Here is a 24,564-nt window from a genome sequence, read left to right on the forward strand (position 1 = left end):
TAAAATTACGTTCATACATTTTCATGTGGTGACATAAGAATAGAATACCCATTAAACCCTGTGACGGTAGAAATGGAATAAATTGTATGAAAGACGCGATTATGAGGTATTGACAAAATTGCGAGGAGGGAAACAGGGGCGTTTGACATTTGGTGGAAAGTCTGTTGGCAGATGAGAAAATGTCGAAATAGAGGAAGGAGTTTCGGTAAAAACAGGATAGAAAACAAGCGAAAGAAGGAATCGATATGACAAAGCAGCCCAAGTATCTGCGCAATATGGTTCCGCAAGTAAAAGAAAAATACGGCGAAGAAAAGGCGCGGGAAATCCTAACGAATGCGGAAAAACGCTATGCCGCGCTCCTCGAAGAAAACAAGGATGACCCACCGGCGTATTCCGGGCAGAAGCGGGAGCGCATTTATCCGTGTATCGCCTTGTTCCATGCCTTGGTGGATGCGGGAACGGAGCGTGAGGAAGCCGCTGCGTTTGTGACCGGTTACTATCGCAGACTCGCCGAGCGCGCAGCCCCCGTCATCCGAACGGTATTGAAGATTCCGGGCTTATACAGACTGGTTCCGAAACTGTTCTTTGATACGGCGCTGAAACACTGTGTCCCCGAAGCGGGGTTTTTAAGCGAGAACCGATTTTTATCGAAAACCGGGATGCGCTTTGATATGGTGAAATGCCCCTATCAAGACAGCTGTGTGCGCTACGGCTGTCCGGAGCTTGTGAAGGGCTTTTGCGACACGGACGATATCTGCTACGGGAATATGCACCCCGGGCTCTTGTGGGGCAGAACCAAGACCATAGGGCATGGCGACAATGTATGTGATTTCAGCTTGCGTATCACGGAAGGGTAGGGAGCAATCAGAGGGCGCCGGAGGGCGAAAGCGCGTTGATTTCCGTCTCTAATTCGCGAATGGCATTCATTACAGTTTCAAAACTCGGAATATCACCATATAGCATGTCCTGCATAGCTTTATAATCTGATTTCAATGCGGCTAAACGGTATTCCGGAGGAATTAATTTCAAACTTCCCGGAATAGCTTCTTCATATTTGGCCCATTTTCGCGGATAAAATTTCATTTTGAAATCCACCACGGTTTTTAGCAAGTTTAGTCTTGCAAGAGCGGTCCCTTTTACGGAAGCCATGGACATACAATACAGATCATAGTAATGCCGTGAGTAACGCTGTGGCATCGGTGAATTTTGGGGCCGGTTTGCTTCATGGTGCAGGATGGTTGCTTTCTCCCAGAAAGTTCGTTCCGGTGCGACTGTCAGAACATCTGTAGTTTTATGTGTAAAAATCTCGGGGTACTTCTCCGCTGCAAAGGGTGTAATCGAAACCATTTTCGCAGGAGTCCAGGCTGCCAGAGCTCCGATTTCCAAGCGAATCACCTGCAAGGTCGCAGCATTCGTAAACAAATGCGGATAGGCAAAAAGAACCGTTTGCTTGTCCTTTTCGTCTATAAAGATGTTTGCCTCATCGCCAAGTATCTCAGAGATTTCTTTTTGAATCTCGGGGCAGAACTTCTCGGCAAGATATGCTTCCGCTCGCGTATTTGCCTCTTTGTTAAAAGCATCTTGCCCTGTATTGGTACGTGTTTCCCAAGGTTCGTCTTTCTTATAACCAAGAATCTGCCAATCCAGAATCAAATCAATGTCCTCAGAAAAACGGTGAATCAGATCAAATATACCCAAAAATCTTTTTCGACGATGGCTTCAGGCAAATGCATCTCGGCAGCTGTATTCCGAAACAGTTCACGACGGTCATTATCTGATAGCCGGGCAACATTGATCATGATGTATTTCCTCCGCATATTTTTCGTATCGTGTCATAAATCCAATCCGTGGCGGCACCGGCTTCTTTCAGACAGCTTTGCTTTTCATCTTCGGAGAGCTTTTCGGAAAGTGTTTGTATGATGTCCGGTGTCACATTGGACTTTTCGAGTGTTTTCAGAGCCTGAATTACTAAAATTGTCATATAAGAAAGGCCTGTTATTTCCCTGTTTGTCCTATGCTTAAACTCCAGCTTTGCGGAGCTCCACGCATAGGTTTTATAGGGCCCGTCACTGGTGTAAGACCAGACCGCAGGTACCTGTGTGGAAAGCCCCAACAGATTGAGGGCGGTATTCCCGCACGGCGCAATGCTCCAGTGATAATTTCGCGCCAATGCCCGGGCTACAGTATTCGGATCGGGCGCAACATATTCGCGGAGCAGATTACTGTACTTCGGCTTCTCGTAGACGCCACGCAGGATTCTTCGAATGGTGCCGGAGCGGTAAAGGCGTTGTAATCCTTGGTGAATGGTTGCGGTATCCGCAATGTCCGCAAAATCAGAGGAAACAAACACAGTGCCACTTTCAGCGGAGAGGATACGTGCCCGCATTTTCCGCATAGGTGTATGCGCATGGTCGCTCATTAAATCGCGGACATAGTGGGCGCCCATCATAGATTTGCTGATTTCCTTGAATTCAAGTTTTATAGAATCCCACACAAAGGTTTTATGGGGACCGCTGCTCAAGTAAGACTTGACAGTGATTTCTTGCGAAGAACAATTGCTGTTTGTAGGCGGCAAATCACTGCAAGGCGTGATGCTCCAGCAGTATTTCCGCGCCAGAGCATATGCCACGGCATCCGGATTCGCTGCAGCACAGTTATCGGATGGCTCACCGGAGATCTGTTTTTCGTAGACTCCTCGTAAAATTCTTCGGAGGATGCCCGTACGGTGAAGGCGCTGTAAACCTTGACGTATGCTTGCGGAGTCCGCAATGTCCGAGAAGTCAGAGGCAACAAAAACCGAACCTTCTTCGGCGGCAAGGACTCGCGCGCGTATTTCCCGCATGTATCCGTTATCCAAAGCGGTTTCCTTTCATGGATGTCACTTCATTTCACAAAAAAATATATAATATTCATGACAAAAACGCAATGATGTGACATGAATGCATTTCCGCGCCCTTTTCGCTTCCCCGCTTGCCATACCACGCAAAGCATAGTAAAATATAACATTGCGTTTTGATTTGCTCAGGCAGAAAGAGAGAGGAATTTTTCAATGAGAAGTACGAGAACGGATGTGAGAAACGTCGCAATCATCGCCCACGTTGACCACGGCAAGACGACGCTCGTGGACCAGTTGTTGCGGCAGAGCGGCGTGTTCCGCGCCAATCAGGAGGTTGTGGATCGCGTCATGGATTCCAACGATATTGAGAGAGAGCGCGGCATCACGATTCTCTCCAAGAATACGGCGGTAAACTATGACGGCGTCAAGATCAACATCATCGACACCCCGGGACACGCAGATTTCGGCGGCGAGGTGGAGCGCGTCTTAAAGATGGTGAACGGCGTGGTCCTCGTGGTCGATGCCTTCGAGGGCACCATGCCGCAGACCCGCTTTGTGTTAAAGAAGGCGCTGGAGCTCTCGCTCGATGTCGTCGTCTGTGTGAACAAGTGTGACCGCCCGGAGGCGCGTCCGGACGAGGTTGTGGACGAGGTGCTGGAGCTCCTCATGGATCTCGACGCGACGGACCAGCAGCTCGAGTGCCCGTTTATCTTTGCGTCGGCGCGCGGCGGCTGGGCAAGAACTTCGATGGACAGCGACAATGCGGATATGAAGCCGCTGTTTGAAGCCATCATCAACCACATTCCGGCACCGGAGGGCGATCCGGAGGCACCGACCCAGATTCTGATCAGCACAATCGACTACAACGAGTATGTGGGCCGCATCGGCGTGGGCAAGGTAGATAACGGTTCGATTCGCGTGAACCAGGAAGTTGCGCTGGTGAACCACCACGAGCCGGATACGCTGCGCCGCGTGAAAATCGGCAAGCTCTATGAGTACGAGGGCTTGAACCGCGTTGAAGTGAAGGAAGCGGAGTTCGGCTCGATTGTCGCAATCTCCGGCATCTCCGACCTGCATATCGGCGACACCATCACGAGCCCCGAGTCCCCGGAGTCAATTCCGTTCCAGAAGATTTCCGAGCCGACCATCTCGATGAATTTCATGGTCAACGACAGCCCGCTCGCCGGCCAGGAGGGTCAGTACATTACATCCCGCCACTTGCGCGACCGTCTGTTCCGCGAGCTGAATACCGATGTCTCGCTCCGCGTCGAAGAACTCACGCCGGACTGCTTCAAGGTAAGCGGCCGCGGTGAGTTGCACCTCTCGGTCTTAATCGAGAACATGCGCCGCGAGGGCTTTGAGTTCGCAGTCTCGAAGGCAGAGGTCATCTATCACTTTGACGAGCGCGACAAGAAACTGGAGCCGATGGAGATTGCCTTTGTCGATGTGCCGGACGAGTTTACCGGTGCGGTCATCCAGAAGCTGACCTCGAGAAAGGGCGAACTGATCGGCATGACGCCGATTCACGGCAACTTTACGCGCCTTGAGTTCAATATCCCGTCGCGCGGCCTGATCGGATACCGCGGCGAGTTCCTGACCGACACGAAGGGCAACGGTATCCTGAACACTGAGTTCGAGGGCTACGGTCCTTATAAGGGCGATATGTTCTACCGGAAGACCGGTTCTATCATCGCCTACGAGAGCGGTGAGGCGGTTGCCTACGGACTCTTCCAAGCGCAGGAGAGAGGACAGCTCTTCATCGGCGCCGGTGTCAAGGTCTATGCCGGCATGGTCATCGGCCAGAGCGGCAAGTCCGAGGATGTCGAGGTCAATGTCTGCAAGACGAAGAAACTCACCAACACCCGTGCTTCCGGCTCGGACGATGCCCTGAAGCTCGTCACGCCGAAGGTCATGAGTCTTGAGCAGTGCCTCGAGTTCATCGACACCGATGAGCTCCTTGAGGTCACGCCGGAGAACCTCCGCATCCGGAAGAAAATTCTGGATCCGACGCTCCGGAAGCGCGCTATGATTAAGCAGAAGCAGAATTCGTAAGATAGAAAAAGGCAGCGGCCGTGAGGCCGCTGCCTTTTTGCTACTGTAGAGCTAACGCTGGGATCGAGAGATGGTGGAAAGCCTATCAACTCACGCGTATAATGATGATACAATTGTTGAAATTCAGATTTATTAACATCTACCTTTGTAGAGCGGTAGATGATTATGGAGAGAGACAAATGAATAAGGTTTCCTTAAAGCCTGCTTTTAAGGATGATCTGCAAACCATATGGGAAATGCAGATCAGTGCTTTTTCGGATTTACTGGATAAATATCAAGATTATGGGATGAGTCCCGGAGCTGAGAGCTTGGAGAAAATCTCTGCACGATATGAGCAGCCGGGGACGGTTTATTATTTCGTTGTTGTCGAGAATGAAAATGTCGGTGTTATTCGGGTTGTCGACAAGAAAGATCATAGCAGAAAACGAATATCCCCGATTTGGATTATGCCTGCGCATAGAAACAAGGGATATGCCCAAGCAGCAATAAGCGCAGCGGAACAAATACATGGTAGTCATCACTGGTGCCTGGATACAATATTACAGGAGGCCGGCAACCTGCATCTTTACGAAAAGCTGGGGTACCATCGAACCGGAAGAATTGAAAAAGTCAATGAACAGATGGACATTGTTTTCTACGAGAAAGATTAAAAATCGGTTATACGAGAAAACAAACCGTCACCTTGTAAATCGGATGCTGCTCTATCGAAATCAAAGCAAGGTGGATGACACCGTGAATAATGCCACAATTAACGCCGATGGCACTAAAAATGGCGTTAATTCCCAAGTAACAAAAGAAACTCTAATGAAAGCAAGCGGGCCTCTCCTTCGGAGATGCCCGCTTTTCTTATCTGTGCTGTGCTATCGTAGAAACTGTGCTGTTCACCCCTTTTCCTTAAGCCTCGCCTCAATCGCCTCGTTCACAATGCGGAGAGCCTGAATCCGCGCGAAGTACTTGTCGTTTCCGGCGAGTATGTGCCAGGGCGCTGTCTCGGTCGAGGTGTAGCGGAGCATATCGTTCACCGCGGTCTCGTAGAGCGCCCACTTTTCGCGGTTTCTCCAGTCCTCGGCGGTGATTTTCCACTGCTTCTCGGGCGTGCGCTCTCTGGCGCGGAAGCGCTTTAACTGTTCCTCCTTACTGATATGAATCCAGAATTTCACCAGCAGAGCGCCGCTTTGCTGCAGATAGGCCTCAAAGTCGTTGATTTCCCCGTAGGCGCGCCTCCAGTCCGCCTCGCTGCAGAAGCCCTCAATCCGCTCGACGAGGACGCGACCGTACCAGGTGCGGTCAAAAATCGCAATGTGACCGCTCTTCGGAAGCCGCTCGTAGAAGCGCCAGAGGAAGTGACGCTTTTTCTCTTCCGGTGTTGGACTCGCAATCGGGAGTGCCGCGTAGCCGCGGGCATCGAGCGGTGAGGAGAGACGCTTAATGCAGCCGCCCTTTCCCGCGGCGTCCCAGCCCTCAAAGCCGACAATCAGCGGGATGCGTCTGGTATAGAGAAGGTTCTGATTTTTGGCGAGCCGCGCGGTCTCTGCTTTCAGGCATTTTTTGTACTCCTCCCGCGTGAGCGTTTGACTTAAGTCGATGTCGGAGAGGCAGAGCGTTGCATCGGCGGTGTCCTCGTTCGGCAGCGTAATAGTCTGCGGCGGAGCGGGGCGGGTCAGCCGTTCGGAGATGGCATCGATCACGGTGCGGAATACCTGCGCGGTCGCGGCGCGGCGGTCCGTGCCGGAGACCAGGGTCCAGGGGGCTTCGGCGGTCGTGGTCTCGGCAAGCATGCGGTCAAAGGCGGCATAGTAGTCGTCGTAGTGCTTTACCTGCTTCCGGTCGGATTTCACGACGCGGAAGGCGGTCTCCGGGTTTTCTGCGAGTGCCTCGAGGCGGGCTTTCATCTCCCGCTTTGAGATGTGGATGAAAAATTTGAGAATCAGATAGCCGTTGTCCGTGAGTGTTTTTTCGAAGCGGCGGATGTCGGCGAGCCGGGTTTCCACGGTGTGCGCGGGGAGTTTGTCCGCAATCGCACGGACCGAGACCTCCTGATACCAGGAGCGGTCCATGATCGAGAATTTGCCCGCCTCCGGAATGGTGTGCCAGTGGCGGCAGAGGTAAGGATAGCGCTGTTCGAGTTCGGTCGGCGGCTGGGTGTTCACGACGGTGAACCAGCGCGGATCGAGATTTTTGATGAGCTGCCCGATCATCTGCCCCTTGCCGGCGGCGGACCAGCCCTCAAAAATCAGAATGACCGGGAGATTTGCGGCGCGGAGCGGTGCATCCAGCGCGGCGAGTCTCGCTTTCAGGGCGGGCATCACAGCCTGATAATCCTCTTTCGCAAGTTTCTGTTTCAAATTCACCTGTTCGAGCATTGCAAGTTCCTCCTTTACTACAGGCAGTGTAGCACAGATTCCGGCGCTGTCCATCGGCTTGCGCGTTTTTCGTAACTCCGTTACAATGTGGGGCATATCATAAGAGGGAGTATCCGGATGAAAGAAATCATATTTTCGCTTGCGCCGATGGAGGGCATCACGGGCTATGTCTATCGGAATGCGCTCGCCGCGTGCTACGGCGGCGTTGCGCGGTTTTATTCGCCGTTTATCTCGCCGGGACATGCGGGTGCCGGCATCACGAAGCGGGACCGGCGCGACATTTTGCCGGAGAACAATACAGGGTTACATCTGATTCCGCAGCTCTTAACGAACAATGCGGAGGATTTTCTCTTTGCCGCGGAAATCCTGAGAGACTACGGCTACAAGGAACTCAATCTGAACCTCGGCTGTCCCTCGGGCACGGTCACGGCGAAGAAGAAGGGCTCGGGCTTTCTTACGGAGCTCCCGGCGCTCAGGCATTTTTTTGAAGAGGTATTTCGCAACTTACCTGCGGATACGAAGCTCGGCGTGAAGACGCGGCTCGGCGTCAAGGACCCGGCGGAGTTTCCGGCGATTCTCGAAATTTATAACGACTTTCCGCTCTCCGAGCTCATAGTCCACCCGCGGATTCAGAAGGAGTTTTACCGGGGAACGGTTCACCTCGACATGTTTTCTCTGGCAGCGGAGGGGGCAAAGATGCCGCTCGGCTATAACGGCGATCTCATCGACGAGGCGGATATTGACCGCATACGGGAGCGCTTTCCGTCGGTCTCCCACATTATGCTCGGGAGAGGACTTCTCCGGGATCCGATGCTCGCCGCGCGCTATCTGAGACGCCTGCGCGGTGAAGAAATGCCGCGCGAAGAGGAAGAGAAGCGGCAGCGCCGTGCTTTTCATGCGGCGCTCCTCGACGGCTACGGAAAGAGTTTCCTCTATGAAAATGCGACGCTCTGCCGCATGAAGGAGGTCTGGGACTATTTGGGACTTGCCTTTCCGGAACACGAGAGAGCGGTGCGGGAACTCAAAAAGAGTAAGACTCTCAGCGAATACGAAGTTCGGGCGGAGCAGCTGCTCACACTCTGAGCGGGAAAGAGCGGAAATGCCGAATTCAAAAAGACTGTATTTCGATAAGACTAAAAATCGAAACGATGAAACTCGAAAAGACGCGATCGAAACGGCATAAATTCGGATAACAAAGCAGATACAAAAAATCCGCAGACAGTCGACTGTCTGCGGATTTTTTTGTCTTCCGTTGGCTTTGCATACGGATGCAGGCCCGAAAGGCAGCGGTCTTTGCGCGTTACAGCAGGGTGATGTTGTGGGCCGCGCAGGTCTCGATCATCTCCTCTGGCCATATGCTGGCCTGCACTTCGCCGATGTGCGCTCTGCCGAGTAAAAGCATGCAGAGACGGCTCTGGCCTATGCCGCCGCCGATGGTATAGGGCAGTTCGCCGTTTAAGAGCGCCTTATGGTAGGGGAGGGCGCGGCGGTTCTCGCAGTGCGTGAGCTTTAACTGTGCGTCAAGGCTCTCCGGCGAGACGCGGATACCCATGCTGGATAGCTCGAGCGCACACTGCAGAGGCTCAAACCAGAAGAGAATGTCGCCGTTTAAGTTCCAGTCGTCATAGTCCGGCGCGCGGAGGTCGTGGGGCTCGCCGTTAGAGAGCGCGCCGCCGATGCGCTCCACAAAGACAGCGCCGCACTCACGCGCAATCGCAGTTTCGCGCTCCTTCGGGGTGAGCGTCGGGTAGCGCTTCAGAAGCTCTTCTGCGTCGATGAAGGTGATTTCCCGCGGGAGGCGGTAGCAGGCATCCGGGTACTTGTACCAGACCTCATGCTGCATGTGCTTGATAATCGTGAAGATGCGCTGCACGGTGTCCTCGAGCACTTCGATACTTCTGTCCTCTTTGCGAATCACGCGCTCCCAGTCCCACTGGTCCACATAGCAGGAGTGGAGGTTGTCCGGCTCTTCATCGCGGCGGATGGCGTTCATGTTTGTGTAGAGGCCCTCGCCCGGCTTGAAGCCGTAGCGCTTTAAGGCAAGGCGCTTCCACTTGGCGAGCGACTGCACCACTTCGATGTTCTCGCCCGGTAAAGAGAGCAGGTCAAAATTGACCGGGCGCTCCACGCCGTTTAGATTGTCGTTTAAGCCGCTTTTTTCGGTCACGAAGAGCGGTGCGGAGACGCGCTCCAGGTTCATCTGTTGACCGAACTCTTTCTGGAACAGGTCGCGGATAAATTTGATTGCCTCCTGGGTCTCACGGACCGAGAGCACGGGATCGTAGTGCTCCGGAATGACGAGTGCCATACCTTGCCTCCAATCTGAGAGAAACAACAACATGAAAAAATTTCGTATCAGCATAGCACTTTGCACTGCGGTGTGCAAGGTTTTTTGTTGTCATAGCTTCTCAAAAGACGCTTCGAATGTTAAAATAGAGTATAAAATTTTTATGAAGACGGAGGGTCGGCAAGGGCAGAGAGATGGAACGGAAACAAAAGAAGATACTGGGTGGCGCCGCGGCAGCACTTTGCGTCTGTTATCTGGCCGGGGCCGCTTTTTTTGCGGGTCATACTTACCCGAATTCGACAGTGGACGGAAAGGATGCCTCGCTGATTTCCTATACGAGAGCGCAGGAACTGATTACGGCGGCGGCGACCGAGGGCTCGCTCGGCATACGCGTCAAGGATCTGAGCTATTCTCTGCACCGGAAGGATGTGCTCGGGGTCGAGAGCCGGGACAACTGGAAGGCAGCGCTGAAAGACGGCTCCTCGTTCGCGTGGCCGGTCGCAATTTTTCAGCGGCATGAGCTTCTGAGCAAAAGAACCGTCGACGTGCACCGCGATGCGGTCGAGAAACTCCTCGAGGAGCAGGGGCTCTTTGAGGTCTCGATTCCGGCGCAGGATGCCAAACTCTCCGACTATACGGCGGATGCCGGCTATTCCGTTTTGCCGGCGGAGACCGGCTGGAGCGCGAGCAAAGAGGACATTCTGAATGCCGTGGTCGAGGCGCTGCAGAGCGATCAGAGCGAGCTTGACCTCACCGACACCTTTGCGGTGCAGCCCGCGGTGACCGCGGACAATGCCACCCTGGCCGACAAGGCAGCCGCGCGAAACGCGCTGGTCAATCACGACTTCACCTTTTTCATCGGGCAGGCAACGGTACAGCTGGACAGCGAGACGCTGAACAGCTGGCTCCGCGAGACTCGGGACGGCACGACAGGTCTTGACTATGCGGCGCTCGAAGACTATGTGAACGGACTGCAGGGACAGTTTGAGCCGCAGCTTGCGGCGCTTTCCGCGGAACACGGCGGCGAGAACTATGTCGTGGACAGCGAGCGCATGATGCAAATTCTCTGCGCAAAGCTCGGCATCAACCGCCCGGTGCGGGAGAGCGAGGCGCAGAAGGCAGCGCGGCTCGCGGCCAATGCAAAGAAGCTGAAAGCCGCAAAGCGCGCGGCGCGGCGCGAAAAGGACAAGGCAAAGGCCGAGCAGCTCTTAAAGGAGGCCGAGGCGCAGCAGACCCAGGCGCCGGAGTACATCGCGACGCTGAAATCCGAGGAAGACAGAGCGGCGGATGCCGCGAGTCCGGTGCTGACGGCCTCTCTCCGGGACGGCATTTTCATCGAGAATCCGGATCCGGATCCGGCGCCCGCCCAGGCCGCGGCGGGGGCGGAGGCGACGGCTGCGGAGAGCCAAACTGCCGCAGGGACGGTTCAAACCGAGAGTGTCAACGGCGATACGATTGCGGTCGGCGCGGCGCCGGTCGAGACCGAGACGGTCGAGAGCCTCACTGCCGAGGGCAACAGCGGCGAAGCGAGCGAGAGCGGCAGCGCGGTGAAGGAGACGCCGAAGTCTCTGAACGGCGAGATTGTGATGGCGAAGGACGATCTCTTTGTCCCGGTGCTCGCGGCCGATCCCGAGTTCCAGCTGGGACACGGCTTGAACTATATCGACATCAGCATCGAGAAACAGCGCGTGATTCTCTTTGAGAACGGCAGAAAGGTGATGGAGAGCGCCTGCGTGACCGGCCTTCCGACCCGGGAGAGAGCCACGCACTACGGTAACTTCCGCATCGCTTACAAGCAGCGGAATCGGATTCTTCGCGGGTCCCAGAATCTCTACGCGGCGTTTGTGAGCTACTGGATGCCGTTTGACGGCGGCATCGGGCTTCACGATGCGAGCTGGCGCGGCAAGTTCGGCGGCAACATCTACCAGTCGAACGGCAGCCACGGCTGCATTAACCTCCCGTCGGCCTTCGCAAAACAGCTTTACGAGCGAATCACGGTCGGCATGCCGGTCTATGTGCACTGAGACTGACTTGACAGCCTGCGTGCGGGTGACTAGAATCAAAACAGAAAACGAGACGGGGTGCTGTGTGCAGCTGAGACCGGAGGACCGGAACCCGAAAACCTGATTTGGGTAATGCCAACGTAGGAATCTCATGAAAGGACAGAGATGCCATCGGGCAGTTCTGTCCTTTTTTGTATGGACAGCTTGAGGAGAAACAATGACAGCATTGGAATTTTCGGAAGTGAGTTTTCGCTATGCCGGGAGCGGCCCTTTGTTACTGGACAGGCTCTCGTTTCAGGTGGAAGCGGGGGAATTTGTCTCGATTCTCGGGCCGAGCGGCGCGGGCAAGAGCAGCCTGTTTCGCCTGATGAACGGGCTTCTCTTGCCCGAGTCCGGCAGCATCCTGGCGGAGGGCGTGCCGATTGCGGAGAAGAAGCGCTACTGCGGGTACATGCCGCAGCAGGACCTTTTGTTTCCGTGGCGGACTGTTGCGGACAATGTCGGGCTGCCGCTGGAACTCGGCGAGAAGCCGCTCGACCGGGAGACCCGGCGGGCGAAGGCAGAGGCTGTACTGGAAGTGGTGGGGCTTCAAGGCTGGGCGGATAAGAGTCCGCTCTCGCTCTCCGGCGGCATGCGGCAGCGGGCGGCGTTCGCGCGGACCTTGCTGACCGGCGCAAAGCTTCTTCTCTTAGATGAGCCCTTTTCGGCGCTCGACTATATGACCCGGCTCTCGATGCGAAAGTGGCTCCTCGACAGGTGGCGGCAGGAGAAGCGGACCATTCTGTTTGTGACGCACGATGTTGAGGAAGCTATCTTTCTCTCGGAGCGCATTCTGGTCATCACATCGCGGCCGGTGCGGTCGCTTAGAGAATTTCGCGTGCCGCTTTCTTACCCGCGCAGCGAGGAGAGTCTCGGACAGACGGCGGCGCTCGACTTAAAGCGGGAGCTGATACAGCTTCTCGCGCGGGAGATAACGGTATGAACAGAGAGACGATGCGGCGGCAGCTGCCCTCCCTTTTGCTGACGGCTCTGTTTCTACTCGCCTGGGAACTGTTTGCGCGGCACATGAACGCGGCCTATATTTTGCCGTCGCCGACACAGATCTTGCGCCGCATCTATGAGCTCCGGAAGCCGCTCCTTCTGGTGCATCTTCCGGCGACCATGGCAGTCGTCGCCGTTTCGCTGCTGCTCTCGCTGCTGCTCGGGATTTTTCTCGCGATTCTCATGGACCAGAGCAAAACGGCGGAGCGGGCGCTCTACCCGCTCCTCGTCGCCTCGCAGACCATCCCGACCACGGCGCTCGCGCCGCTCTTCGTGCTCTGGCTCGGCTACGGCATCTGGAGCAAGGTGCTCGCGGCCGTGCTCATGACGTTTTTCCCGATTGCGGTCACGCTCTCGGACGGCTTTCGCGCGATTCCGCCGGAGATGACGGAGCTCATGCAGACCCTCGGTGCGACGCGGTGGCAGCTCTTTTGGAAGTTAAAGCTCCCGGCTGTACTGCCTTCCTTTTTCACGGCAGTTCGTATGGCAATCCCGCTCTCGGTCATCGGCGCAGCCATCGGCGAGTGGCTCGGCGCCCAGGCGGGCCTCGGCTATTTCTCCCGCCGTATGATGACACAGCTCGACGGCGCGGGCGTATTTGCGCCGATTGTGCTCTTAAGTGTCGCGGCGATGCTGCTCACGGCACTTGCGCGGCAGATAGAGACGAGAGCGCTCAGGTTTCGGAATCATCAGGATAGCGATCCAGAAGAGACAAGGAGGAGAGATTCATGAAGAAACGGTTTGGCGGACAGATCTGGCGGCGCGTAGCGGCTATCGTGACGGGACTTGCGCTTTTGACGGCGCTCACAGCTTGCGGTGGCAAGACCGAAAAACAGGCAAAGGGACAGGAGAAAGCGGAGGATGTGAACATTGTCCTGGACTGGTATCCAAACGCCGTGCATGCCTTCTTATATGAGGCAATCGAGAAGGGTTACTTTGCCGAAGAAGGGCTCAATGTCCATGTGCAGTTCCCGTCGAACGAGAACGATGCCATTTCGCTTGTTTCGGCGGGCAAGGCAGAGTTCGGACTTTATTATCAGCAGGACATTATCCAGATGGTCGCGGACCAGGGCGTCAAGGTGAAGTCGCTCGGCGCAGTTTGCCAGAGCCCGCTGAACATTGTCCTTTCGCTGAAGGACAAAAATATTCTGAGTCCGAAGGATCTCGAGGGCAAGACGGTCGGCTATGCGGGGACGCCGCTCTCCGAGGCCATGATTTCGGTGCTCATGCGGAATGTCGGCGCGGACACGAGTAACCTCACCTTAAAGAATGTGGGCTTTGATCTCATGAGCTCCATGACCACAGGGCAGGTGGATGCGACCATAGGCTGTCTCGTGAACCACGAGGTGCCGCAGCTCGAGGAAGAGGGATTTTCGCTCAACTACTTCTCGCCGACCGAGTACGGCGTCCCGAATTACTATGAACTCTGCCTGATTACGAATGACAGCGTTTTACAGGATAAGCCGGAGCTCGCGGAGAAATTTGTGCGCGCGGCAAAGAAGGGGTTTGCGGATTTCAAGGCAGACCCGGATGCGGCCGTGAAACTGCTGCTCGAAAAGCAGAATGCCGAGAATTTCCCGCTCAGTGAGAATGTTGAGAAAAAGAGCGCAGCAGTGCTGTTGCCGAAGATGGAGAGCGACAGTGCGCCCTTCCTCTCGCAAACAGAGAGCTGCTGGCAGGAGAACATCGACTGGATGAAGCAGGAGGGCCTCATTCAGAGAACGCCGGAACTGAAGGAACTGCTCGCGGCGGGGAGCGGGAACTGAGAGAACAAGGCATCCGAAGGTAAGTTGAGCTGAAAAGCTGTCCGGAATCAAAGAGGATACGAAACAAAAGAAGAGGCAGTCCCGATCGGAGCTGCCTCTTCTTTTGTGTTTGTTTGAGACTAGGCAAGGTCCGAAGACATGGCGCAGGGAAGAAAGGCAGCTTTCTGTGTATTACATATAGTTCATCCAATAAATCGGCGCTATCAGCACTTGAAAATGGATATAATGTTGGTGAGCTACCTACTTTACAATCTTAAATAAAAAAATGTGCACAAACAAAAAAACTGAGTATAATAAAAGAGCAGCGGCAGGGTGTCGCTGTCAACCGATAAAGGAGGAGACAAATGGCAAAGAAACTGCTTGAGACTGTGCCGAATTACAGCGAAGGACGTGACATGGAGAAGGTGGCAAAAATTGCCGCGTGCTTCAAGAACAGAAAGAATGTCCGGCTTCTGGATTGCCAGACTGATGTGAACCACAATCGCTGCGTGATTACCGCAGTCGGCGAGCCGGAAGCGCTCCGCGACGCAGTCATCGACTCGTTTGAAGTCGCTGTGCAGTTGATTGATATGACCAAGCACGAGGGACAGCATCCGCGCATGGGCGCTGTCGACGTCGTTCCTTTTATCCCCTGCCGCAATACGACCGTCGCAGAGGCGGATGCGATCGCAAAGGAAGTCGGAAAAGCAGTCGGCGAGAAGTTCGGCATTCCGGTCTTCCTGTATGAGGATTCCGCAACCGCACCGCACAGAGCAAACCTCGCAAAGATTCGTAAGGGTCAGTTCGAGGGCATGGCGGAGAAGCTTCAGGACAAGGAACTCTGGACCCCGGACTTCGGACCGGATCACATTCATCCGACCGCAGGTGTCGTTGCCATCGGCGCGAGAATGCCGCTCATTGCGTACAATGTGAACCTCGATACGGACAATATGGAAATCGCAAACCACATTGCGGATGCGGTCAAGAATATCCGCGGCGGCTACCACTTCATCAAGGCCATCGGCGTCGAGCTGAAGGATCACTATTCCGGCAAAGCTACGGTCGCACAGGTTTCGATGAACCTCGTGAACTACGAGAAGACGGCCATCTACCGCGCGTTTGAGGCAGTCAAGATGGAGGCGCGTCGCTACGGTGTCAATGTCCTCGAGAGTGAGATTGTCGGTGTCGTGCCGATGCAGTCCCTGATTGACTGCGCAGAGTACTACCTGCAGGCTTGCATGTTCGGACCGATGAAGTTCGACGCGAAGAAGCAGATCATGGAGAACTGGCTCCTTGAGGATGAGGAGGAAGAGGCATGAGCGAAAAGCTGAAAGATATGAGTATCGCCGCGTTTGTGGATCTCACGGCTTCCGATGCACCGGCGCCGGGCGGCGGTTCGGCGCTCTCTCCGCAGCGCTTACGGGCATGGTAGCGGGTCTCACCGTCGGCAAGAAGAAGTATGTTGAGGTTGAGGCAGAGATGCGCGAGGTCGCAGCGGCGGCCGAGGCACTGAAGAAAGAGCTGGTTGAGGAGATTGACCGCGACTCCGAGTCCTTCAACGAGTTCATGGCGGCAATGGCGCTGCCGAAGAACACGGACGAAGAGAAGGCTGCGCGAAAGGCCGCAATGCAGAACGGCTTAAAGTCTGCCGCAAAGGTTCCCTGCCATGTCGCGGAAACCGCGGCGCGCATTTTCCCGCTCGCAAAGACGGTGGTGGAGCGCGGCAATACCAATGCCGTGACCGATGGCCTCGTCGCGGCGATGGCGGCGAGAACCGCTGTGATCGGTGCGGGCCTCAATGTGAAGATTAATCTCGCCTCAATTGAGGATGAGGACTTTGTCGCCGAGTACAGCGCGCGCGTTGCGGCGCTTGAGGAGCAGGCGATTGCGGCGGAGCGCGAGATTTTTGCGCTCTCCGAACTGACAAGAGAGATTTAAGACTGCGCATACGAAAGGAGCGGAGTTGTGAGCATACAGATCCTGAATTCCACCCTCCAAATCGAGGCGGATGCCATTACGACCTTGGCGCTCGCGGCGCTCTTACTGCTTTTGGGAGCGGCGGTGAAAAACCGCGTCCGGATCTTAAACCACTATTGCATTCCCGCACCGGTGGTGGGCGGTTTCCTCTTTATGTTTCTGACGTTCCTCGGCCATGTGACGGGGAGCTTCCAGGTGAGTTTTGACACGTATTTTCAGAGTCCGTTCATGCTGGCCTTCTTCACGACAGTCGGACTCTCGGCGAGTTTTTCGCTCTTAAAGCGCGGCGGCGTCATGCTGATTATCTATTGGCTGATCTCAGGTGTCATCTCGGTCATTCAGAACGTAATCGGCATTGCGGTCGGAACGGCCATCGGACTGCCCGCGCCCTATGCGCTGTTATCCAGTGCCATTTCGATGATAGGCGGCCACGGCGCGGCGGCGTCTTACGGCGCACAGTTCACCGAGATGGGTTACGACCAGGCGATGCTGGTCGGCGCGGCGGCGGCAACCTTTGGCCTCATTACGGCGGTCATGATAGGCGGACCGCTTGGAAGTCAGCTGATTGTCCGGCATAAGCTGACGCCCGATGCGGCGGACAGCTTTCAGGGCAGTGATGTCTTTGAGGTCAACAAGAGCAGCGGCGAGGCGCGGAGCACCCGCGTCATCATGGAAAATGTCACGGTGCTCTTAGTCTGTATGGCGGTCGGCGCGAAGATTTCCGCGCTGATTGGCGCAGCCATCGGTATGTCGTTTCCAACTTATGTCGGCGCGATGTTTGTCGCGGTGCTTGTGCGCAACCTGAACGAGAAGGTCCGGTTTTTCAGCTTTGATTATGCGCTGGTGGACGGCATCGGCGAAGTGATGCTGTCGCTCTATCTCTCGATGGCGCTCATGAGCTTAAAGCTCTGGGAGCTCGCGGGACTGATTGGCGGCGTGCTGCTCGTGGTCTGCTGCCAGGTCATTTTCATGATTTTTGCGGCTTACTTCATTGTGTTCCGCCTGCTCGGCAGCAATTACGATGCAGCCGTGATGTGCGCGGGACTCTGCGGACACGGACTCGGCGCCACACCTTCGGCGATTGTCAACATGACAGCTGTCACCGAGAAGTACGGCATGTCGCACCGCGCGTTTATGATTGTGCCGATTGTCGGCGCTTTCCTGGTAGACATCATCTACCAGCCGCAGACCATTGCATTTATACGCTTTTTTGTCCAGAACATTGCAGCAAAATAAACGGAACCCGCAGGGTAGGATGAAAGGAGAATGCATATGAAAACAGATATTGAGATTGCGCAGGAGGCGCAGGTAGCCAGAATCGAAGATATTGCCCGCGCCGATGGCATCGATGAAAAATATCTGGAGCAGTACGGCAAGGACAAGGCAAAGGTGAGCTATCAGCTCTTAAAGGACACCGAGGGTAAGCCGGACGGCAAGCTCGTGCTGGTCACGGCCATCACCCCGACGCCCGCGGGCGAGGGCAAGACGACGACTTCCGTCGGTCTCGCGGACGGATTAAAGCGTCTCGGCAAGAGCGTTGCGGTCGCACTCCGCGAGCCTTCGCTCGGTCCGGTTTTCGGCGTGAAGGGCGGCGCTGCCGGCGGCGGCTACGCGCAGGTCGTGCCGATGGAGGAGATTAACCTCCACTTTACCGGCGACTTCCACGCAATCGGGGCAGCCAACAACCTCCTTGCGGCGCTAATTGACAACCATATCTTCCAGGGCAACGCGCTGCGCATCGACGACAAGCGTATCACCTGGAAGCGCGCGGTCGATATGAACGACCGTCAGCTCCGCAACATCATCGATGGTCTCGGCAAGAGAACCGACGGCCGTGTCCGCGAGGACGGCTTCGAGATCACGGTCGCGAGTGAGATTATGGCGGTCTTCTGCCTCGCGAAAGACTTAAAGGATCTGAAGGAGAGACTGGCGCGCATGATTATCGGCTACAACATGGACAATGAGCCGGTGACTGCGGGCGACCTTCACGCGGAGGGTGCGCTCACAGCGCTCTTAAAAGACGCGTTGAAGCCGAATCTCGTGCAGACCCTGGAGCACACGCCGGCCTTTATTCACGGCGGACCGTTTGCGAATATTGCTCACGGTTGCAACTCCGTACTCGCGACCAGACTGGCACTTCGGCTGAACGACTATGCGGTCACCGAGGCGGGCTTCGGCGCGGATCTCGGCGCAGAGAAGTTTATTGACATCAAGTGCCGCATGACGGGTCTGCGCCCGGACTGCGCGGTCGTGGTTGCAACCGTGCGCGCGCTGAAGCACCACGGCGGCGTCGACAAGGCAGAACTCAACACGCCGAATGTCGAGGCGCTTAAAAAGGGCCTCCCGAATCTCCTGCAGCATGTCGAGAACATGACGAAGGTCTTCGGCCTTCCGACCGTGGTCGCAATCAACCGCTTCCCGTTTGACTCTGAGGAGGAGCTTGCCTGCATCGCAGACGAGTGCAAGAAGCTCGGCGTCAATGTCGTGCTCTCCGAGGTCTGGGCGAAGGGCGGCGAAGGCGGCGAGGCACTGGCACGCGAGGTCGTGCGTCTCTGCGAGGACAAGGCAGAGAACCACTTCCGCTTTGCCTACGAGGACGGCGACAGCCTGGAGGAGAAGCTCAACAAGATTGTGCGCGAAGTGTACCGCGGCGACGGCGTGGTGCTCACGGCCGAGGCGAAAAAGCAGGCAAAGCGCCTCGAGGAACTCGGCTTCGGGCACTATCCGGTCTGCATGGCGAAGACACAGTTCAGCTTCTCGGACAACAAGAATCTGACCGGTGCGCCGCGCGGCTTCAAGATTACGGTCCGCGAGGTCAAGGTCTCGGCGGGCGCGGGCTTCATTGTCGTGAAGACCGGCGACATCATGACCATGCCGGGTCTCCCGAAGGTGCCGGCGGCAGAGCACATCGATGTCGACGAGAACGGAAAGATCACAGGACTCTTCTGACGCGGAAGAAGCTTTCAAGTAAGACACGAACGGGCGGCGGATCGGCATTACAACCGGTCTGCCGCCTGTTGGTGTCTCTTTACAAAACGAATGTTCTGTGCTATCCTTCCTGCAAGGGGGCGGCTATGAAGAGGAGCGGAACATACAGCACAAAGTCAAGACAGGAAATCATGAAATATCTGGAGACCTCGGCGGGCAGAACCGTGAGCGCTTCGGATATTCTGGATCATCTGCAGAGCATTGGCCTGAATGTGAGTCCGACGACGGTATACCGCAATCTGGACCGCCTGTATGAGGAAAAGAAGATTCTCAAATATGTCGCGGAGAAGGGTGAGAAGGCTGTCTATCAGCTCGAAGTCGAGGGGCGGCACTGTGCGGACCACCTGCACTTAAAGTGTCTCGGCTGCGGTAAAATCATACACATGGATTGCGACTTCATGGATGAGGTCAGAGAGCATTTGATGCGCGGTCACGGCTTTTCATTGCAATGCGAGGGCACGGTGCTCTACGGCTATTGCGAGGCGTGCCGGAAGAAAAAAGAAGGTTTACAATCCTCTTGACTTCCGGTATACTGATTTGTACGCAGGCGTGGTTCAATGGTAGAACACAAGCTTCCCAAGCTTGGGACGCGGGTTCGATTCCCGTCGCTTGCTGCATGGGACCGAAGGGAGACTTCGGTCTCTTTTTTTCGCCGTTTCCGCGGCGCTAAGGAGGAGAGATGGCAAAGACACAGTACAATGCGGACAGCATCACCGTGCTGGAAGGTCTCGAAGCGGTCAGAAAGCGTCCGGGTATGTACATCGGTGGCGTCGGGCAGAAGGCGCTGAACCACCTGATTTACGAGATTATGGATAATGCAATCGATGAACACCTCGCGGGCTACTGCAGCGAGATTCACATTGTCCTCGAGAAGGACGGTTCTTGTACCGTGCGGGACAACGGCCGCGGCATTCCGGTCGAGATGCATCGGAAGGGTGTCTCAGCGGAGCGTGTCGTCATGACGACCCTGCATGCGGGCGGCAAGTTCGATAACAGCGCGTACAAGACGAGCGGAGGTCTGCACGGCGTGGGCTCCTCAGTCGTGAACGCGCTCTCCAAAAAGATGCGGGTGCGCATCAGCCGCGGCGGCGTGGTCTACGAGGACAGTTATTCGCGGGGAGAGCCGACCACGGCGCTGAAAAACGGTCTCCTGCCGATTGTCGGAAAGCAGGCGGAGAGCGGCACGGAAATCAACTTCCTGCCGGACCCGGAGATTTTTGAGAAGACACACTTTCGCGCGGACTGGTTAAAGTCGAGGCTACACGAGACGGCCTACTTAAATCCCGGCATCACCATCTATTACGAAAACAAGCTCCCCGGCGAGGCGGAACAGGAAGTGTTTCGCGAGCCCGAGGGGCTCATTGCCTATGTCCGCGCGCTGAACGAGGGGCAGACAGCCGTCCATGAGCCGATTTACATCAAGGGGCGCTTTGAGGACATTGAGCTCGAGTGCGCAATCCAGTTTGTGGATGCCTTTGAAGAGAAGCTGCTCGGCTTCTGCAACAGCATCTACACGGCCGAGGGCGGCACACATCTGCAGGGCTTTAAGACGCGCTTCACGCAGCTCATCAACACCTACGCGCGCGAGCTCGGCTTTTTAAAGGAGAAGGATGCGAACTTCACCGGCGCGGACACGCGAAACGGCATGACAGCGATTGTCGCAATCAAGCACCCGGATCCGATTTTCGAGGGACAGACCAAGACCAAGCTTGCGAGTGCGGATGCGACGAAGGCGGTCTCCACGATTGCGGGCGATGAGCTCACGCGCTACTTTGACCGCGACCTGGAGACGGTTCGTGCGATTATCGCCTGCGCCGAAAAGTCGGCAAAGATACGGCGAGCCGAGGAGAAGGCGAGAACCAATCTGCTCGCAAAGCCGCGTTTTTCCTTCGACTCGAACGGAAAGCTTGCGAACTGTGAGTCCCGGGATCCCGCGAAGTGTGAGATTTTCATTGTTGAGGGAGATTCCGCAGGCGGCTCGGCGAAGACCGCGCGAAACCGCATGTATCAGGCGATACTCCCGATTCGCGGTAAGATTCTGAATGTCGAAAAGGCTTCGATTGACAAGGTGCTTGCGAACGCGGAGATCAAGACCATGATTAACAGCTTTGGCTGCGGCTTCTCCGAGGGCTACGGCAACGACTTTGACATCACGAAGCTGCGCTACGACAAAATTATTCTGATGACGGATGCCGATGTCGACGGCAGCCACATCGACACCCTGCTCTTAACCTTCCTCTACCGCTTCATGCCGGAACTCATCTACGATGGGCATGTATACATTGCAATGCCGCCGCTCTATAAGGCGGTTCCGACGCGCGGCAAGGACAAGGACGGCGTCTACATTTACGATGACAAGGCGCTCGAAAAATTCAAGGCAAAGCATAAAGAGGGGAGCTTCACCCTGCAGCGCTACAAGGGGCTCGGCGAGATGAACCCGGAGCAGCTCTGGGAGACCACGCTGAACCCGGAACAGCGCATGTTAAAGCGGGTCGAGATCGAGGATGCGCGCCTCGCGAGCGAGGTTACGGCGCTCCTCATGGGCAGCAATGTGGGACCGCGGCGCGACTTTATCCACGACCACGCGGACGAAGCGGAAATCGACGCATAAAGGCGAGAGAGGAATACCATGGCAGAGAAAATTCTTCGAACCGAATACTCGGAGGAGATGCAGAAGAGCTATCTCGACTATTCGATGAGTGTGATCACCGCCCGCGCGATTCCCGACGCGCGGGACGGCTTAAAGCCGGTGCAGCGGCGCGTGCTCTATGATATGAGCGAACTGCACTTAAGTCACGACAAGCCGCACCGGAAGTCCGCGCGTATTGTTGGTGACACGATGGGTAAATATCACCCGCACGGCGACAGCTCGATTTACGAGACGCTGGTTGTGATGAGCCAGCCCTTTAAGCGCGGCATGCCGCTGGTCGACGGCCACGGCAACTTCGGCTCAATCGAGGGCGACGGCGCTGCGGCCATGCGTTACACCGAGGCGAAACTCCAGAAGTTTGCGGAGGAAGTCTACCTCCGCGATCTCGACAAGACCGTCCGCTTTGTCTCGAACTACGACGAGACCGAGAAGGAGCCGGAGGTTTTGCCGGTGCGCATTCCGAACCTCCTCGTGAACGGCGCGGAGGGCATTGCAGTCGGTATGTCGACCTCGATTCCGCCGCACAACCTGGGGGAGGTCTGTGACGCCTGCATCGCCTACATCAAAAATCCGGAGATTAAATACGAGAAGCTGCTCGGCCTCTTAAAGGGACCGGATTTTCCGACCGGCGGCATTGTCGCCAATCAAAGCGAGCTCCCGCTGATTTACAGAACCGGTGTCGGCAAAATCAAGCTGCGCGGCCGCATTGAGGTGGAGCTCGGCCAGAAGCGGAGCGACCGTGACAAGCTGGTCATCACCGAGATTCCCTATACCATGGTCGGCGCGGGCATCGATAAATTTCTCACGGATGTGGCGGCGCTTGTGGAGAACAAAAAGCTCCCCGAGGTCGTCGATATCTCGAACCAGAGTTCCAAGGAAGGCGTCCGCATTGTTCTGGAGCTTCGCCGCGACGCGGATCTGGAGCGCGTCAAGAACATGCTCTATAAGAAGACCAAGCTCGAGGACAGCTTCGGCGTCAATATGCTCGCGATTGCGGACGGCAGACCGGAAACCCTCGACTTAAAGGGCATCTTAAAGCACTACCTCGCGTTTCAGTACGAGAACGCCGAGAAGAAGTACGCGACGTTACTCGAAAAGGAGCGTTTAAAGCAGGAGGTGCAGGAGGGACTGATTGCCGCCTGCGATTGCATTGACTTAATCATTGCGATACTCCGCGGCGCAAAGAAACTGGAGGATGCGAAGGCCTGCCTCACGACCGGCGATGCGAGCCGCATTTACTTCAAGGACCCTAGTTTTCTCCGCGACGCGACGAAGCTTCATTTCACGGAGCGCCAGGCACAGGCAATTCTGGATATGCGTCTCTATAAACTGATCGGGCTCGAGATTCTGGCGCTCGAAAAAGAGCACGCGGAGACCTTGAAGAAGATCGAGACTTACGAGGGGTATCTCGAAAGTCGCGCAAAGCTCGACAAGCTTCTCATCAAAGATCTCGAGGCAATCAAAAAAGAGTATGCCGTGCCGCGCCGCACCGCGCTCGAGAACAGCAAGGAGGCGGTGGTCGAAGAGAAAGCGCCGGAGGATGAGCAGGTCATCTTCCTCCTGGATCGCTTCGGCTACGCAAAACTTCTGGATGTTGCGAGTTATGAGAAGAATCGGGAGCAGATCGAGAGCGAGTACCGCGCGGTTATCCCGATTATGACGAGCGGCAGGATACAGCTCTATACCAGTGCGGGGGCTCTGCATCAGGTCAAGGTGCGGGATATTCCCGCCGGCAAGTTAAGGGACAAGGGCGTGCCGATTGACAACTTGAGTCGCTTCGACGGGCGCAAGGAAGAAATTCTGCTGGTCGCGGCGGCAGGCAGTCTCCGCGCGACCGCGTTGTTCTTTGTGAGCCGCGAGGGCTATGTGAAACTCGTTGACGGCGCGGAATTCGAGACCGCGAATAAGACTGTGGTTGCGACCAAACTCGGCGACACGGACAGCCTCGTGGCGGTTCTCGCGCTCGGCAAAGGTCGGCCGGATGCTCTGCTGCTCAGCGAGGGGGATTTTGCGCTCCGTTTTAACGCCGAAGAAGCGCCGCGAATGAAGAAGAACGCGCGCGGTGTGCGCGGCATGCGCCTCGGTGACAGCGACTTTGTGCAGCGCGCGCTGCTGTTACCGCCCATGGAAGAGTTTGTGTTCAACGGGAAAAAGGTCAATCCGGAGAAGATACGGCGCGGCCACCGGGATACGAAGGGCGAAAAACTGAAATAAGACTTCGATGCGGATAGAAGGCTTCGACGAAGATAGAAGGAAGAAGATGATAGAGAGCCGGGAGGGAGAAGCCCTGCCCGGCTTTTTGTGTACGGCGCGGGCACGGGGGACACGAAGGGCGAAAAACTGAAATAAGACTTTGGCATATCCGGTTTTTTGCCCGAAACCGATGAAGGCGCAGGATAAAGGGAAGTACGCCGCAGAACAAAGTAACGAAGCGGATTAATTGGTTCACATAATAGATGCGCGGAGATAAAAGGTGAGCAAAAGAATGGTACTTGCGATATTCGTGCGGTCAAAAATCCGGACGAAGAAATGGGATGTTACGATTTTCAAAAATAAAAATGAAAAAGTTGCTAGATTGCAAGATCAAGTAGGACAGTCTGAAATAATTCCTCCGGCGAACTG

At 55.7% G+C, this 24,564-nt stretch carries 18 protein-coding genes, 1 tRNA gene, 2 pseudogenes and 1 riboswitch; of the genes and pseudogenes, 16 read left to right on the plus strand and 5 right to left on the minus strand.

All coding sequences use genetic code 11. The features are described 5' to 3' along the window. Nucleotides 1–245 precede the first annotated feature (245 nt). A complete protein-coding gene (locus ACO4XG_RS02270) occupies nt 246–857 on the plus strand; it encodes an L-2-amino-thiazoline-4-carboxylic acid hydrolase (RefSeq protein ID WP_308508474.1) in 612 nt (203 codons plus the stop codon). A 7-nt stretch (nt 858–864) separates the two neighbouring features. On the opposite strand, the pseudogene ACO4XG_RS02275 reads toward ACO4XG_RS02270, so the two are convergent. The 3 genes and pseudogenes from ACO4XG_RS02275 to ACO4XG_RS02285 all read right to left on the minus strand — a co-directional run. After that, nucleotides 865–1,799 (minus strand): annotated as a pseudogene (locus ACO4XG_RS02275) (nucleotidyl transferase AbiEii/AbiGii toxin family protein). Further along, entirely contained in the window at nt 1,796–2,395 is a 600-nt protein-coding gene (locus tag ACO4XG_RS02280) for a DUF6088 family protein (RefSeq protein ID WP_485129641.1), read from the minus strand. The pseudogene ACO4XG_RS02275 and the gene ACO4XG_RS02280 overlap by 4 nt, the downstream one beginning before the upstream one ends. A 201-nt stretch (nt 2,396–2,596) precedes the next feature. Beyond that, nucleotides 2,597–2,842 (minus strand): annotated as a pseudogene (locus ACO4XG_RS02285) (DUF6088 family protein); the annotation flags it as partial. 207 nt (nt 2,843–3,049) lie between these two features. Here ACO4XG_RS02285 and typA point away from each other — a divergent pair. Together typA and ACO4XG_RS02295 are read left to right on the plus strand one after the other, a co-directional pair. Next, nucleotides 3,050–4,888, plus strand: coding sequence for a translational GTPase TypA (gene typA / locus ACO4XG_RS02290; protein WP_308508475.1), 1,839 nt, complete (start codon nt 3,050–3,052; stop codon nt 4,886–4,888). Nucleotides 4,889–5,067: 179 nt separating this feature from the next. Beyond that, nucleotides 5,068–5,538, plus strand: coding sequence for a GNAT family N-acetyltransferase (locus ACO4XG_RS02295; RefSeq protein WP_308508476.1), 471 nt, complete (start codon nt 5,068–5,070; stop codon nt 5,536–5,538). Between the two features lie 231 nt (nt 5,539–5,769). Here the strand turns inward: ACO4XG_RS02295 and pap are convergent, their stop codons facing one another. Continuing rightward, a complete protein-coding gene (gene pap, locus ACO4XG_RS02300) occupies nt 5,770–7,251 on the minus strand; it encodes a polyphosphate:AMP phosphotransferase (RefSeq protein WP_308508477.1) in 1,482 nt (493 codons plus the stop codon). A 117-nt stretch (nt 7,252–7,368) separates the two neighbouring features. On the opposite strand from pap, the gene ACO4XG_RS02305 reads away from it, so the two are divergent. Then, nucleotides 7,369–8,334 (plus strand): tRNA dihydrouridine synthase, encoded by a 966-nt coding sequence (locus tag ACO4XG_RS02305; RefSeq protein WP_308508478.1) that lies wholly within the window; start codon nt 7,369–7,371, stop codon nt 8,332–8,334. Nucleotides 8,335–8,551: 217 nt separating this feature from the next. Here ACO4XG_RS02305 and asnA read toward each other — a convergent pair whose 3' ends face one another. Further along, nucleotides 8,552–9,559, minus strand: coding sequence for an aspartate--ammonia ligase (gene asnA / locus ACO4XG_RS02310; RefSeq protein ID WP_308508479.1), 1,008 nt, complete (start codon nt 9,557–9,559; stop codon nt 8,552–8,554). Between the two features lie 173 nt (nt 9,560–9,732). Between asnA and ACO4XG_RS02315 the strand changes: the two genes are divergently transcribed. The 12 genes from ACO4XG_RS02315 to ACO4XG_RS02370 all read left to right on the plus strand — a co-directional run bounded on the left by ACO4XG_RS02315 (nt 9,733) and on the right by ACO4XG_RS02370 (nt 24,156). Next, nucleotides 9,733–11,562, plus strand: a complete 1,830-nt coding sequence (locus tag ACO4XG_RS02315; RefSeq protein ID WP_308508480.1) for a L,D-transpeptidase — start codon at nt 9,733–9,735, stop codon at nt 11,560–11,562. Between the two features lie 43 nt (nt 11,563–11,605). After that, nucleotides 11,606–11,705, plus strand: a riboswitch (TPP riboswitch). Nucleotides 11,706–11,758: 53 nt separating this feature from the next. After that, nucleotides 11,759–12,523, plus strand: a complete 765-nt coding sequence (locus ACO4XG_RS02320) for an ABC transporter ATP-binding protein (protein ID WP_308508481.1) — start codon at nt 11,759–11,761, stop codon at nt 12,521–12,523. Further along, entirely contained in the window at nt 12,520–13,314 is a 795-nt protein-coding gene (locus tag ACO4XG_RS02325; protein ID WP_330670125.1) for an ABC transporter permease, read from the plus strand. The genes ACO4XG_RS02320 and ACO4XG_RS02325 overlap by 4 nt, the downstream gene beginning before the upstream one ends. Then, entirely contained in the window at nt 13,311–14,348 is a 1,038-nt protein-coding gene (locus ACO4XG_RS02330; RefSeq protein ID WP_308508482.1) for an ABC transporter substrate-binding protein, read from the plus strand. Before ACO4XG_RS02325 ends, ACO4XG_RS02330 begins: the two co-directional genes overlap by 4 nt. A gap of 344 nt (nt 14,349–14,692) precedes the next feature. Continuing rightward, a complete protein-coding gene (gene ftcD, locus ACO4XG_RS02335; RefSeq protein ID WP_308508483.1) occupies nt 14,693–15,646 on the plus strand; it encodes a glutamate formimidoyltransferase in 954 nt (317 codons plus the stop codon). Nucleotides 15,647–15,752: 106 nt separating this feature from the next. After that, entirely contained in the window at nt 15,753–16,265 is a 513-nt protein-coding gene (locus ACO4XG_RS02340) for a cyclodeaminase/cyclohydrolase family protein (RefSeq protein ID WP_485129639.1), read from the plus strand. Nucleotides 16,266–16,292: 27 nt separating this feature from the next. After that, nucleotides 16,293–17,540, plus strand: a complete 1,248-nt coding sequence (gltS, locus tag ACO4XG_RS02345) for a sodium/glutamate symporter (RefSeq protein WP_308508485.1) — start codon at nt 16,293–16,295, stop codon at nt 17,538–17,540. Between the two features lie 30 nt (nt 17,541–17,570). After that, on the plus strand, nt 17,571–19,253 hold the full coding sequence (locus tag ACO4XG_RS02350) for a formate--tetrahydrofolate ligase (RefSeq protein ID WP_308508486.1): 1,683 nt from the start codon (nt 17,571–17,573) through the stop codon (nt 19,251–19,253). 125 nt (nt 19,254–19,378) lie between these two features. Continuing rightward, on the plus strand, nt 19,379–19,813 hold the full coding sequence (locus ACO4XG_RS02355) for a Fur family transcriptional regulator (RefSeq protein ID WP_308508487.1): 435 nt from the start codon (nt 19,379–19,381) through the stop codon (nt 19,811–19,813). Between the two features lie 22 nt (nt 19,814–19,835). Next, nucleotides 19,836–19,906: transfer RNA gene (locus ACO4XG_RS02360), tRNA-Gly, on the plus strand. Between the two features lie 65 nt (nt 19,907–19,971). Next, on the plus strand, nt 19,972–21,903 hold the full coding sequence (locus tag ACO4XG_RS02365; RefSeq protein ID WP_009532407.1) for a DNA gyrase/topoisomerase IV subunit B: 1,932 nt from the start codon (nt 19,972–19,974) through the stop codon (nt 21,901–21,903). Between the two features lie 18 nt (nt 21,904–21,921). Further along, entirely contained in the window at nt 21,922–24,156 is a 2,235-nt protein-coding gene (locus ACO4XG_RS02370; RefSeq protein WP_308508488.1) for a DNA gyrase/topoisomerase IV subunit A, read from the plus strand. Nucleotides 24,157–24,564 lie beyond the last annotated feature (408 nt).

It is taken from the genome of Stomatobaculum sp., from assembly GCF_057248925.1.

What these genes read in the sequence shown, in the direction of transcription:
- ACO4XG_RS02270 (WP_308508474.1), top strand. Translation starts at nt 246, where the DNA reads ATGACAAAGCAGCCCAAGTATCTGCGCAATATGGTTCCGCAAGTAAAA.
- ACO4XG_RS02280 (WP_485129641.1), bottom strand. Translation starts at nt 2,395, where the DNA reads ATGCGGAAAATGCGGGCACGTATCCTCTCCGCTGAAAGTGGCACTGTG.
- typA (WP_308508475.1), top strand. Translation starts at nt 3,050, where the DNA reads ATGAGAAGTACGAGAACGGATGTGAGAAACGTCGCAATCATCGCCCAC.
- ACO4XG_RS02295 (WP_308508476.1), top strand. Translation starts at nt 5,068, where the DNA reads ATGAATAAGGTTTCCTTAAAGCCTGCTTTTAAGGATGATCTGCAAACC.
- pap (WP_308508477.1), bottom strand. Translation starts at nt 7,251, where the DNA reads ATGCTCGAACAGGTGAATTTGAAACAGAAACTTGCGAAAGAGGATTAT.
- ACO4XG_RS02305 (WP_308508478.1), top strand. Translation starts at nt 7,369, where the DNA reads ATGAAAGAAATCATATTTTCGCTTGCGCCGATGGAGGGCATCACGGGC.
- asnA (WP_308508479.1), bottom strand. Translation starts at nt 9,559, where the DNA reads ATGGCACTCGTCATTCCGGAGCACTACGATCCCGTGCTCTCGGTCCGT.
- ACO4XG_RS02315 (WP_308508480.1), top strand. Translation starts at nt 9,733, where the DNA reads ATGGAACGGAAACAAAAGAAGATACTGGGTGGCGCCGCGGCAGCACTT.
- ACO4XG_RS02320 (WP_308508481.1), top strand. Translation starts at nt 11,759, where the DNA reads ATGACAGCATTGGAATTTTCGGAAGTGAGTTTTCGCTATGCCGGGAGC.
- ACO4XG_RS02325 (WP_330670125.1), top strand. Translation starts at nt 12,520, where the DNA reads ATGAACAGAGAGACGATGCGGCGGCAGCTGCCCTCCCTTTTGCTGACG.
- ACO4XG_RS02330 (WP_308508482.1), top strand. Translation starts at nt 13,311, where the DNA reads ATGAAGAAACGGTTTGGCGGACAGATCTGGCGGCGCGTAGCGGCTATC.
- ftcD (WP_308508483.1), top strand. Translation starts at nt 14,693, where the DNA reads ATGGCAAAGAAACTGCTTGAGACTGTGCCGAATTACAGCGAAGGACGT.
- ACO4XG_RS02340 (WP_485129639.1), top strand. Translation starts at nt 15,753, where the DNA reads ATGGTAGCGGGTCTCACCGTCGGCAAGAAGAAGTATGTTGAGGTTGAG.
- ACO4XG_RS02350 (WP_308508486.1), top strand. Translation starts at nt 17,571, where the DNA reads ATGCATATGAAAACAGATATTGAGATTGCGCAGGAGGCGCAGGTAGCC.
- ACO4XG_RS02355 (WP_308508487.1), top strand. Translation starts at nt 19,379, where the DNA reads ATGAAGAGGAGCGGAACATACAGCACAAAGTCAAGACAGGAAATCATG.
- ACO4XG_RS02365 (WP_009532407.1), top strand. Translation starts at nt 19,972, where the DNA reads ATGGCAAAGACACAGTACAATGCGGACAGCATCACCGTGCTGGAAGGT.
- ACO4XG_RS02370 (WP_308508488.1), top strand. Translation starts at nt 21,922, where the DNA reads ATGGCAGAGAAAATTCTTCGAACCGAATACTCGGAGGAGATGCAGAAG.